Source organism: Alphaproteobacteria bacterium (assembly GCA_004295055.1).
Classification (GTDB): Bacteria; Pseudomonadota; Alphaproteobacteria; order SHNJ01; family SHNJ01; genus SHNJ01.
The window spans coordinates 156,788-169,186 of sequence record SHNJ01000012.1 but is presented as its reverse complement, the minus strand read 5'-3'; the positions used below and the strand labels follow the sequence as shown (position 1 = coordinate 169,186).

Annotated in this window: 12 protein-coding genes; 7 read left to right on the top strand and 5 right to left on the bottom strand. The window is 49.3% G+C overall.

Going from position 1 to position 12,399, the window contains the following annotated elements:
* Window position 1 precedes the first annotated feature (1 nt).
* Entirely contained in the window at window positions 2-1,219 is a 1,218-nt protein-coding gene (locus EYC62_03560; protein TAH36189.1) for a phosphoglycerate kinase, read from the top strand.
* Here EYC62_03560 and EYC62_03555 read toward each other — a convergent pair whose 3' ends face one another.
* The gene (locus tag EYC62_03555; protein ID TAH36188.1) at window positions 1,220-3,211 is read right to left on the bottom strand and encodes a hypothetical protein; all 1,992 of its coding nucleotides are present in this window, start codon (window positions 3,209-3,211) and stop codon (window positions 1,220-1,222) included.
* Window positions 3,212-3,219: 8 nt separating this feature from the next.
* A complete protein-coding gene (locus EYC62_03550; GenBank protein ID TAH36187.1) occupies window positions 3,220-4,392 on the bottom strand; it encodes a DUF2336 domain-containing protein in 1,173 nt (390 codons plus the stop codon).
* A gap of 290 nt (window positions 4,393-4,682) precedes the next feature.
* Here EYC62_03550 and EYC62_03545 point away from each other — a divergent pair, with 290 nt between their 5' ends.
* Entirely contained in the window at window positions 4,683-4,919 is a 237-nt protein-coding gene (locus EYC62_03545) for a hypothetical protein (GenBank protein ID TAH36186.1), read from the top strand.
* A 109-nt stretch (window positions 4,920-5,028) separates the two neighbouring features.
* Here EYC62_03545 and ftsY read toward each other — a convergent pair whose 3' ends face one another.
* The 3 genes from ftsY to EYC62_03530 are packed head-to-tail and all read right to left on the bottom strand — an operon-like array spanning window position 5,029 to window position 8,111.
* The gene (gene ftsY / locus EYC62_03540) at window positions 5,029-6,024 is read right to left on the bottom strand and encodes a signal recognition particle-docking protein FtsY (GenBank protein ID TAH36185.1); all 996 of its coding nucleotides are present in this window, start codon (window positions 6,022-6,024) and stop codon (window positions 5,029-5,031) included.
* On the bottom strand, window positions 6,024-7,268 hold the full coding sequence (gene mtaB, locus EYC62_03535) for a tRNA (N(6)-L-threonylcarbamoyladenosine(37)-C(2))-methylthiotransferase MtaB (protein TAH36184.1): 1,245 nt from the start codon (window positions 7,266-7,268) through the stop codon (window positions 6,024-6,026). The genes ftsY and mtaB overlap by 1 nt, the downstream gene beginning before the upstream one ends.
* A gap of 9 nt (window positions 7,269-7,277) precedes the next feature.
* Window positions 7,278-8,111, bottom strand: a complete 834-nt coding sequence (locus EYC62_03530; GenBank protein ID TAH36183.1) for a diaminopimelate epimerase — start codon at window positions 8,109-8,111, stop codon at window positions 7,278-7,280.
* 266 nt (window positions 8,112-8,377) lie between these two features.
* Between EYC62_03530 and EYC62_03525 the strand changes: the two genes are divergently transcribed.
* From EYC62_03525 to trmD, 5 genes are all read left to right on the top strand, one after another.
* A complete protein-coding gene (locus EYC62_03525) occupies window positions 8,378-8,692 on the top strand; it encodes a hypothetical protein (GenBank protein ID TAH36182.1) in 315 nt (104 codons plus the stop codon).
* A 440-nt stretch (window positions 8,693-9,132) separates the two neighbouring features.
* Window positions 9,133-10,608, top strand: coding sequence for a signal recognition particle protein (locus EYC62_03520; GenBank protein TAH36181.1), 1,476 nt, complete (start codon window positions 9,133-9,135; stop codon window positions 10,606-10,608).
* 26 nt (window positions 10,609-10,634) lie between these two features.
* Entirely contained in the window at window positions 10,635-11,033 is a 399-nt protein-coding gene (locus EYC62_03515; GenBank protein TAH36180.1) for a 30S ribosomal protein S16, read from the top strand.
* A 17-nt stretch (window positions 11,034-11,050) separates the two neighbouring features.
* Window positions 11,051-11,647, top strand: a complete 597-nt coding sequence (rimM, locus tag EYC62_03510; protein ID TAH36179.1) for a 16S rRNA processing protein RimM — start codon at window positions 11,051-11,053, stop codon at window positions 11,645-11,647.
* The gene (gene trmD / locus EYC62_03505; GenBank protein TAH36178.1) at window positions 11,640-12,368 is read left to right on the top strand and encodes a tRNA (guanosine(37)-N1)-methyltransferase TrmD; all 729 of its coding nucleotides are present in this window, start codon (window positions 11,640-11,642) and stop codon (window positions 12,366-12,368) included. The genes rimM and trmD overlap by 8 nt, the downstream gene beginning before the upstream one ends.
* Window positions 12,369-12,399: the final 31 nt, after the last annotated feature.

Here is a 12,399-nt window from a genome sequence, read left to right as displayed (position 1 = left end):
CATGGGCAATTATAAAACTATCGATGAATTGAATGTCGCCGGCAAAACCGTTCTGGTGCGGGTCGACTATAACGTGCCGATTAAAGATGGGAAAATAACCGACGCAACCAGAATCGAAAAATCGGCCAAAACTATTTTGGATTTATCCGCGCGCGGCGCAAAAGTGATTTTGCTGACCCACCTGGGCCGGCCGGATGGCCATAAAAAACCGGAATTTTCTTTGGCTGTTGTGTTGCCGGAACTCAGCCGCGCGTTGGGCAACAAGCCGGTGGCGTTTGCGGATGATTGCGTCGGCGAACCTGTAAAAGCGGCCATTCAGAAACTTCCGAATGGACAGATTTTGTTATGCGAGAATGTGCGATTCCACGCTGGCGAGGAAAAAAACGATCCTTCTTTTGCCGCGCAACTGGCGGAACTGGGCGATTTTTATGTGAATGACGCGTTTTCCGCCGCGCATCGCGCCCATGCCTCGACGGAAGGTCTGGCGCATTTATTGCCATCCGCCGTTGGGCGTTTGTTGCAAGCGGAATTGGAAGCCTTGCAAAAAACCTTGGAAAATACTTTGCGTCCGGCAATGGCCATTGTTGGTGGCGCCAAAGTTTCAACCAAAGTCGATGTGCTGTTCAACCTTTTGTCCAAGGTCGATATTTTGACCGTTGGCGGCGGGATGGCCAATACATTCTTGGTGGCTCAGGGATTGCATGTCGGAAAATCGCTGGTGGATAAAGAATCGGTCAGCATCGCGCAAAAAATCCTGGCTGAGGCAAAATCCCAGGGCAAAGAAATTTTGTTGCCGACCGATGCGATGGTGGCGCCCGAATTAAAAGCGCACGTACACGCGGATATCGCCGCCGTTAATGCGATTCCAAACGATAAAATGATTTTGGATGTTGGCCCGGCCAGCGTCGTGAAAATTGCGCAAAAACTGGCGCATGTCAAAACCGTATTGTGGAACGGGCCGCTTGGCGTTTTTGAAACGCCGCCATTTGACCGCGGCACTATCGCGGTGGCGCAGGAAATCGCGCGTTTGACGGGGACTGGAAAATTATTGTCTGTGGCAGGCGGCGGCGATACCGTATCGGCGCTGGAACATGCAGGCGTGATGGATAAATTGTCTTATGTATCCACCGCTGGCGGCGCATTTTTGGAATGGCTGGAGGGCAAGGAATTGCCGGGCATTGCCGCGCTTAAAAAATCGCCGATGAAAAAAGCCGGATAGTTATTCCGCCGCCGGGCGCGCAGATGCCGGTATTTTCACCAGACGCTGTGCCGGAAAGGTAATCGATACGGTCGTGCCTTTGCCAGGCGCGCTTTGCAAATTCAATTTACCGCCGTGCAATTCCGCCAGCGCGACGCATACCGGCAATCCAAGGCCGGTGCCTTCGTGTTTTTGGGTCAGGCGGTTATTGACTTGCGAAAATGCGGTCAATGCCTTTGGAATATCGTCTTCATTCATGCCAATGCCGGTATCGCGCACATGAATCGCCGGGTTCCCGGCGCGGTCAATGTCGGTAAAGGCGGTAATCGATCCCCCAGGCATGGTAAATTTGACCGCATTCGAGAATAAATTAATCAGAATCTGCCGCAGTTTTTTATTGTCCACGCGCAGCACCATATTGGGATCGATGCCGCTGGCATCCAACGTGATATTGTTCGACTCCGCTTTTTGCCATACCATGCGCATGGTGGATTGTACCGCGGAAATAACGCTGACATTCTGTTCCACTAGTTCCAATTTTCCGGCTTCGGCCTTGGATACGTCTAAAATATCATTGATGATGTTCAATAAGTGGCTGGAACTATCGTGAATATCCTGCGCATATATTCTGTATTGAGGATTGCCAAGCGCGCCTAATTGTTCTTCTTTCATAATATCGGAAAAACCGATGATCGCATTTAATGGCGTTCGCAATTCGTGGCTCATTTTGGCGAAAAACTCGCCCTTGGCCTTGTTGGCTTTTTCCGCATCCAGCCGCGCGCCGGTTAGTTCATTTTCGCGGTGCTTGATTTCGGTAATGTCGGTGAAAATGCTAACCCTGCCATCTTCCTCGGTTTTGTAATCGCGCGCCAATAAATATCTTCCATCCGCCAGTTTGAATTCAAACGGCGCGCCTGTTTGTATGAAATGCCGATTGCGCGTGTTGATCCAATCTTGCGCGGACATTCCGCCCGTATCGACATCGTGGCGTAAAACCGCTTGTTGCAGCCATTCGGTGTGATGCAATCCCTGTTTCAGTAAATGTTCGGTGGCGTTAAAGAAGTTGCGGATCATGCCGTTGATCAGGATCAGATGGCCGTTTTTGTCGAATAATGCAAACCCTTCGGACATGGTTTCAATCGCGTGGCCCAGACGTCGTTCCAGCAATTCCGCTTGGGATTTCGCGGTCAATTCATCGCTGATATCGCGCGCGGTGCCGCGATAGCCCAAAAATTTTCCATCCAGGCGATCGAAATTCGGCATGCCGCTTAATTGCAGCGTATGAATTTTTCCCACGCGGTCGGTGACGTAAAAACTTAGATTGCGGAACGGCGTCAGGCGCTGCACGGCAATCGGTTTTCCGGTAACGGTATCCATTTCATTCGCATTGACGTTGCCTAGCGAAAATAAGCCGCAGCCGATAATTTCGCGGGGGTGGAATCCCAGCAATTCATAAATACGCTGCGAAGTCACCGTCAGGCGCAATTGATCGTCGGTTTCCCATACCCAATCGGACGACAGCCTGATCACGTCATCCAGGCGGCTCTGGGTCAATTGCAGGCGCGATTTAATATGTTCTTCGCCCGTTACATCCAGAAATTGACTGATGACGCCGCGAGCAGTGGTGCGGGATAAAGCAACCATGCGGTGTGTGGTTCGATAAACATAAACTTTACCTTCGCGATTGACCCGCAGATCGAACGACAAAGCATTATTCAGCATTTCCAATTGCTGAATAATTTCAATTAAATCAGGCGCATCCGGCTCCAGTGCGCCGCCTTCTATTTCTTCCTTATAGGTCCGGTTTTTGTAGAGAATATTGCCGCTAATGTCGGCAATTCGCACCGGCCCGGCATGTTCCGTCGTTTCTTCCAAAATGCTGTTCAGGCTTGGAAGTTCGATTTTAACCGGCACTTTGCTTTTGTGCAGGGAAATAGATTTTGATTTTATTTTTGGGGCGGGTTTTTTGCCGGTTTTTTTACCCGTTTTTTTCTTTGGGGTGCGGGCCATCATATTCCCCGCTATTTCTTATCGCCGGGCTTGTTCAGGCGCAACGCCTGCCCGGCGGCTTGTTTCTTGTCGCCCTTGTTGATGTTGTCAAGGTAACTGGAATCGCGCTGCCAGCTGCGCAGAATATTTTGCGCGGTGACTTTTTTCATTTGCTCGTAATACGACAATAAATGCGACATTTCATTGATCCGCACATCGCGCGATCCGGACCGCGTAATCCGGATCAATTTATACAAATCGGAAAATTGATGATTCTCGAAACCGATCGCCTTGCAAGCCAGCGCGATCACTTCGCCCTCGGCCTCGAAAATTATTTTACGCATGGTGGCGATATCCAGCTCCACCATTTTGCTGAACAAGCCCACAAATAAAGGTATTTCGCCATCGCGCAATGTTTTGGCCAAAAGACCCGGAGTCAATTCCTTGGTCTTACTGATGGCTTCGACCAATTCCATGGTCTTTTTATTGGAATCCGCGCCTTCATCGCGCACAGCATCGCCCACTGATTCCAGCATGGCGGCTTCGATGGTGGCGGGATCGACCTTATAATCCGCAACGATTTTTTTGCGCAATGTATCGGACACCCAGACATACATTTTCTTGGCTAAATCGGGTTTCAAATCGGCGCGCGACAATAACGGGGTTTGATAAGAATCCACCCGTTCCGATTGTTCCACAAGATATTCCAAGGTAGCTTGCGAAATTTGCGCCGACGGATTTTGCAGCAATGTGGTTACAACGTCTTCTTGCCCCGTTTCCACCAGCGCGCTCGATACGACTTCGGATACATTTTCGCGCATTGCGACGGCCATTTGGTGCTCTTGGGTGCGGTGCTTGATAATTTCCAACAGTTCGTCATCATTCAATAAATCGCTTTCCAGCAATATCGGCCGCGCTACATCGATCGTATCGTTGGCCAGCATGACGACCAATTCTTTGGGCGCCTTGGCATCGCGAGCGAGTTTGCTGGACAAAGACTGGCGCACCTGCATTTCAACTTCGTGCAGCAATTTATTTAAAATATCGACCATCATCGCCCGTTCCTGGTCGGACGATGTAACCTGGCCATCGATCATGATATTGCTCAGCTGGCCGAATAATTCATTGCGGCCTTCGGCGGATTTGGTTTCGGCCAAATGCACAAGATTCAGTAAGTCCACAGGAACATTCTGTGTTGTTGTCATTGCTCAGGCACGCCTTTTTCGATAACCCAAAGGAATCTGAAGTAATTGAAAATCCTAAATTTAGTTTGCCTGGAATAGGTTGAGAAAACCTAAACGCCACTTAAAAAAACCGGCAGCGGTTTTAACCCAAAAATGCATACCAAGGCATTCCCACGCTATCAATAAGTAATTGAAATACAATAATAAATATTAAAATGTCACAGAAGATTCAAAATACCCCCCGATTTTCCAGATTAACCAGTTCTCAACCGTTTTCCGGTTAAATGGATAGAAATAAGGGGAATGAAATTATGCAAATTAATTCAAACACCCCGTACACAAACGTTGGCACAGCGACTCAAGGATTTAAACCGGAAGTTTCCCGGCAAGAACAAAGAAGCAGTGCACCGGTTGTTACACGGGAAGCGATCAAGCCGGAACGGCAATTGGACCGGGTTGTCGATCAAAATGACCGGGCCAAACAGATGGCGCGCAATGCATATGCAGGCGCATCGCAACGGGGGTCACTCGTCAATATCGTGGTCTAAGACGGCCGCAACGGAATTCCCTTCAGTGGGATAAAATTTTTCCTTAGCTCCATCACTTCTCTTGGCGCCGTTTTACGACGGTGCCATTTTCTTTTCCGGGCAATTTGATTTAAATGCCGAGCAAGTTATTGGCAAATGCGATCGGATCGAACGGCTGCAAATCGTCAATCCCCTCGCCGACGCCAATGGCGACCACAGGAATTTTGGTTTTCTCGGCAATCGCCAAAATCGCTCCGCCGCGCGCGGTTCCATCCAGTTTTGTAACAATCAGTCCGGTCAGTGGCACGGATTTATGGAAGTTTTCAACTTGGGCGATCGCGTTTTGGCCGGTGGTGGCATCCAATACCAAAAATGTTTCGTGCGGCGCATCGGCGGCGATTTTTTTCAAGACGCGCGGAATTTTCTCCAATTCCTGCATCAAATTGGTCCGCGTGTGCAGGCGTCCTGCCGTATCGACGATTAAAACATCGAATGCGCCTTGCGCCGATTGTAACGCCTCGTACGCCAATGCGGCCGGATCGCTGACATTGGGTTTATAGAAAAAACTGGCGCTGCCGGTGCGTTTGCACCAAACATCCAATTGCTCGGTTGCCGCTGCCCGGAATGTGTCGGCCGCGGCCAGCATAATTTTATGTCCCTGCCGGTTTAAATGATGGGTCAATTTACCGATGGTGGTGGTTTTACCGGCGCCGTTAACGCCAATCACTAAAATCACAAATGGCGATTTTGCGGCATCAATCTCAATCACGCGCGAATAAGGTTTTAATTTACCAGCGATGATGGCGGCGAGTTCCTGGCGCAGTTCTGCGCCATCGACTTCCTTATCGAATTTATTTTGCGCCAGCTCCGCGACGATTTGTGCCGACATACTGACGCCCATATCGCCAGCGATCAAAATTTCTTCCAATTCAGAAATTGTTTGCGTGTCCAATTTGCGTTTGTTGACAAGATTATCGATTTGCGCCGTTAAATTATCGGCGCTTTTTTGTAACCCTTGTTTCAACCGTTTCAGCCAGTTGGTTTCCTGGGTGCCATCATTGGCGGCTTCCGGCGCGGTTTCCGCGGACGTTCGAGATTCTTGTTTTTTACGGAATAATCGCAACATTATGCATATAACCTTTTGTCGTCAGCCGAAATGATGGTGCGTTCGATAATCTGGCCGACTTTGGATTGATCGTTAGTATCGGATAATTGTACGGCGGCAAAATGGCGCGTGTGCCCTATTCCGCCGCGTTCGATTAAAATTTGCTCGCGCTGTCCATGACGGCTTTGCAAGAATTTCTGTAAATTGGCGGCGCCGATGGCGCGCAATCTGGCGGCGCGGGATTTGCGAATATCGCCCTTGACCTGCGGCATTTTGGCGGCTGGCGTGCCGCGCCGCGCGGAATAGGGAAATACATGCATATGGATAATGTCGCATTCTTCGATCAGGCGAGCGGTGTTTTCAAACATCTCATCGGTTTCGGTTGGGAATCCAGCAATCACATCGGCGCCGAACACCATATCCGGCCGCGCTGCTCGCGCCCGTGTGCAGAAATCAATCACGTCTTGGCGTAAATGGCGGCGTTTCATGCGTTTCAACACCATATCGTCGCCCGCTTGTAAACTGATATGCAAATGCGGCATCAGGCGCGGTTCATTTTCAATCAACTGCCATAAATCCGCATCGATTTCGGCGGGATCGACCGATGATAAACGTAATCTTGGCAATTCCGGCACCAGCGCCAGTAACCGGCGCAGCATTTGGCCTAATGTTGGCACGCCTGGCAGATCCTTGCCATAACTGGTTAAATCGACGCCGCTGACCACAATTTCATTGTAACCATTTGTAACCAACTGGCGGACTTGAGTAACGATTTCGCCAATCGGCGTAGACCGCGAATTGCCGCGGCCATATGGAATAATACAAAATGTGCAACGATGGTCGCAGCCATTTTGTACCTGGATGAAAGCGCGCGATTGATCCTGAAATCCCGCCAATAAATGCGATGCGGTTTCGCGCACCGACATAATGTCGTTTACAATCACCCGCTCGCCCAAATCCGGCAAAAAACTTTCCGCCTTCATTTTCGCGTCATTGCCCAGCACCCTATTCACTTCTGCCATGGCGGCGAATTCGCTAGAATTGGTTTGCACCGCGCAGCCGGTTGCGATGATATAAGCATCTGGATTTTCGCGGCGCAATTTGCGGATTGCCTGGCGCGCTTCGCGTTCAGCTTCGTTGGTAACCGCGCAAGTATTGACGATAATGGTATTTTGCAATCCACCGGCGCGCGCATGTTCGCGCATCACTTCAGATTCATAGTGATTTAAACGGCAACCAAAAGTGACAATACGCGGATCGCTCATATCATTCCCTTAAGCGGCTTCCAAATCGATTTCGCCGGAAAAAGATAACGCCACCGGCCCTGTCATCATCACATGCCCATCGCGCAAATATTCCACGATCAACTTTCCGCCATCCATGATGACTTCGATTTTCCGGTCGGTTAGATTTTTACGCACTGCCGCAACCACAGTTGCGCAAGCGCCCGTGCCGCAAGCATCGGTAATGCCAGCGCCGCGTTCCCAAACCCGCATCCGCACCCTGCCCTTGTCCAAAATCTGCACAAATTCGACATTGGTTTTTTCCGGAAACATTTTATGGGTTTCGATTTGCGGACCCCATTTCGCGACGTCAAAAAATTCGACATTTTTGATAAAAAATACCGCATGTGGATTGCCGACATTCACTCCAACCGGTTTCGGCAAATCCGCGCACGGCAAATCAATTGGAATTTCGGCGGTATCGCAAGCATCGCGCAATGGAATATCGCGCCAATCCAATTTCGCCGCGCCCATATCGACGCTGACCAAATTGCGGCCTGCGATTTCGCATTCCAATAATCCGGCGCCAGTTTGAATGGTGATGTGATTTTGTTTTTTCTCCGCGCCCAATTCCCAGGCGACGCAACGCGTGGCATTGCCGCAAGCGTTCACTTCGGTCCCGTCGGCATTGATGATGCGCATGAACACATCCGCGCCCTTGCCGCGCGGGGGTTCCAGCACGATGACCTGATCGCAACCAATCCCGGTTTTACGGTTGGCGATTTGTTGCAAGGTTTTAAGGGTAAGGGGCAGGGGCTTTTTCCGGCTATCGAGCACCACAAAATCATTGCCCAGCCCATGCATTTTTTTAAACACGGCCAACATTATGAATCCTTATTTTCAAACCATTTATCTAGCGCAAATCCGATAAAGCCACAAGTTATTGAATTTACTGGAATTTTGTGTGTAATAAAATTACCTATATATTGAAAATGGAGAAATTTATCCGAAATAGAAAAATTTTATGTTGACCTTGTGGTATTGTGGATATAGACTGTTACAAATTGATCATAATATTTGACATATTAATATTGTTACGATTAAGTTTCATTAATATGTCACATAGTAAAAACATAATATAGGAGCGAGAGATGGTACATTATCAAAGCAGTTTAGAAGAAGACGGCGTTGTTGACACTGCAACGCGTCCGGCCAAAAAAAGATTTTATCCCGCTCACCAAGATCCCAAAAAAATTACTTTGGCGGGCCAGCCTACGGATGTAGTAGAGCGCGGCTTAAATAAATTGCGCAACGGCATTGCACAGCAAGTAGGCGCGGAATTTAATAAACAGCACGGAAGAGGATGGCGAAGCAGCGAAGAGGCTCCTCGTTTGCAGGAACAATTCTCTACCCGAACCGCAGCGCTATTTGAGGCTCGTTTTAAACAACTGACGAACAGTCGATAGATAAAGATTAAGAGGAAAATAATGTCTGAAAAATCAAAAAACCGGCGTTGTGCGGGATATGTTATGCGACATGGCACACACAGGTGTTAGCGGTGTGGGCGGTACCTCTGTAGTAGAAGCAAGAGAGCCAAAGTCTGGATATGTTTATCGGGAATCTGCGGGAGATCAAAACGGAGTACTTGTTCCCGGCGCGCCATTAAGCGTATTGGATTTACAAATCGCCCGTGATTTTGGCATAGGTCATATTTTAGGACTAAGAGCCAGGTAATATACTAAGCATCTGTTTTATCATCAAATAAGCTTCATCGCTTAGGCTTGACTTTGCCGGGCTTTTGCTTTAAAAACGCCCATAATTAAGCGGAAAACCAAATAAAGGTGTTTCCACGCCAGTCGACGAGTTTCGTCCACTGGTGTTTTTTGTTTGTGATAAAGGCAAGGTAATGTTTAACGCGTTAAGCGACAAACTCGGATCTATTTTCGACCGGCTAAAAGGACGCGGCGCTTTGCGTGCCGAAGACGTCGAAGCCGCTATGCGCGAAGTGCGCATCGCGCTGCTCGAAGCCGATGTATCGTTACCAGCCGTCAAAGATTTTATTGCCAAGGTGCAAAGCCGCGCGGTTGGGGTGGATGTTTTGCAATCCATTACTCCTGGACAGCAAGTTGTTAAAATCGTTCACGATGCGCTGGTGGAATTATTGAGCGGCGAGGACGAGTCGGCGGAATTGAATATCAATGTTGCCCCGCCAGCGGTAATTTTGATGGCCGGTTTGCAAGGTTCGGGTAAAACCACCACATCCGGCAAAATCGCAAAATTCTTAAATGAAAAACGCCGCAAAAAAGTTTTATTAGCATCGCTAGATATTTATCGTCCCGCTGCGCAACAGCAATTGGAAATTCTGGCGCGCCAAGTCGGGGTAGGGGGCTTGCCGATTGTAACGGGCGAAAAGCCATTACAAATCGCCGAACGTGCGATGAAGGTTGCGCGCATCGAAGGATATGATGTTTTAATTTTAGATTCCGCTGGCCGTTTGCAAATCGATCAGGAATTGATGGATGAATTGCGCCAGGTTAGCGATTTGGTAAAACCGCAAGAAACCTTGCTGGTGGCCGATGCCTTGACCGGTCAAGAGGCGCTGAATATCGCGCGCGGATTTAATGCGCAAATTGGCATTACCGGCATTGTGTTGACCCGTATGGACGGCGATGCACGGGGCGGTGCGGCCTTGTCGATGCGTCATGAAACGGGCCGGGCGATTAAATTTATCGGAACGGGCGAAAAATTAGACGGCTTGCAAGAATTCGATGCCAAACGCGTCGCTGGTCGCATTTTGGGCATGGGCGACGTTGTTGGTCTCGTTGAAAAAGCGATGCAGGAGTTCGACGAAGCCAAAGCCGAAAAAATGATGCAGCGGATGCAAGAAGGCAAATTCGATTTGACCGATATGCTGGATCAATTCCGCAAAATGCAAAATATGGGCGGTATGGGCGCGATGCTGGAAATGTTGCCGGGTATGGGCAAAATTAAAAACCAAGTTGCCGGCAAGATTGACGAAAAAATGTTGAAACGGAACGAGGCGATTATTTTATCGATGACGCCATCGGAACGCAGCGATCCCGATTTACTAAAAGCGTCCCGCAAAAAACGCATTGCCGCTGGATCCGGCACACGCGTTGAAGATATCAACCGCTTGCTGAAATCTTATGAAGAGATGAGCAAGGTGATGAAGCAAATTAAAAAAGGCGGATTGGCCGGATTGCTGAAAGGCGGTTTGGGTCAAATGTTCGGTGGCGGTGGAATGCCTGGCATGCCGGATATCGCCAATATCGATCCGAAAAGTTTGATGCAGGGCGGCCAATTGCCGCAACTGCCAAAGGGTTTGGGCTTACCGCCCGGATTCAAGATACCAAAGTTTTAACTGTTTAATTTAATAAAGGAGAGCAAATGCTAAAAATCAGACTATCCAGACATGGCGCGAAAAAACGTCCATTTTTTCACATCGTGATCGCCGAACATACACGTTGCCGCGATGGGCAATTTGTTGAAAAAGTAGGCACCTATAATCCGATGTTGCAAAAAACCGATACGCAACGCATCAATTTGAACACCGACCGGATTAAATATTGGCTCGGCGTTGGCGCACAGCCAACCGATCGCGTTGCGAAATTCTTGGGCGATGCAAATTTGATCGCCAAACGTCAATATCGCGAAACCCCAACCAAATCTTTGCCAAAAGCAAAAGCGCAAGAACGCTTGAAAGCTGCCGCTGATGCCGCTGCCGCCCCTGCGGAAGCTGCCCCAGCACCAGCTGCTCCAGCTCCAGCCGAAGCGCCAGCAGCCTAAGGATCTAAGGGATAAGAATGCAAACCATGTCTACCCATAACGCATCTGCAAAACGATCTGGCTTGTCGCCAGCGTCGATGGATGCGCGCGCCGATCTGATTTTGATGGGCGTTATTGGCAAGCCGAAAGGCGTGCGGGGACAGGTATGGATTTATTCTTATACTGGCAATCCGAGCGACATTGCTTCGTATGGCACCTTGATCGATCCAAAAACCAACCGCACGTTCCAATTGAAAGCGGGCGAGGTGAAGGGATCACAAGTCGTTGTATCGATCGATGGCGTTGCCGATCGTACTATGGTGGAATCTTTGCGCGGCGTGAAATTATATGTTTCGCGGGGCGCCTTGCCGCCACTTGAAAATGGACGTTACTATCACACCGATCTGATTGGCCTTTTTGCGGAAACGCAGAATGGCGAAATGGTTGGCAAGGTAATCGACGTTTATAATTACGGTGCGGGTGACGTTGTGGAAATCGCAACGGAAAATTCCGATGAACCATTATGCTTGCCGTTCCACGATCAATTCGTGATTTCGGTTGATATGAATGCGGGCAAAATGATCGTCGAAATTCCTGTGATGGTGGAATTAGAGGAGGGCGAGCAAGATGCGTAAATCTTCCCCGCAATCCGCGCCGAAATTACAGGTGGCCGTGTTATCGTTATTCCCGGAAATGTTTCCTGGGCCCTTGGCGCATTCGATTGCGGCCAAGGCGGCATCGGATAATATCTGGGCGATTGAATCGATCAATTTGCGCGATTTCGCAACCGATAAACATCGTACCGTGGACGATACGCCATTTGGCGGCGGTCCCGGCATGGTGATCAAGGCGGATGTGATTGATGCGGCGATTGAATCTTTGCGCGCGCGCGACGAATATAAAACCGCCAAGGTGATTTATTTCACCCCGCGCGGTAGAAAATTCGATCAAGCTATCGCCAAAGATTTGGCAGGCGAGCAAAATTTAATTTTGCTGTGTGGCCGGTACGAAGGTATCGATCAGCGCGCGATTGACAAACATCAGATGGTTGAAATCTCGATGGGCGATTTCATTTTATCGGGCGGCGAGTTGCCAGCGATGATGGTGTTGGATGCCGTAATCCGGTTATTGCCGGGTACGGTTGGCGATGCGCAAAGCGTGTTGGAAGAAAGTTTTGAAAGCGGTTTATTAGAAGCGCCGCATTATACCAAACCTGCCGATTGGCAGGGGATGGCTGTGCCGGATGTGTTGTTGTCCGGGCATCATCAAAAAATTGCCGATTGGCGCAAGCAGATGGCGGAAACCGCCACGCGCGAACGCCGACCGGATTTATGGCAGCAATATAAAACTGCTTAACTATTTTAACGATAAGATTAACTGAAGGAGA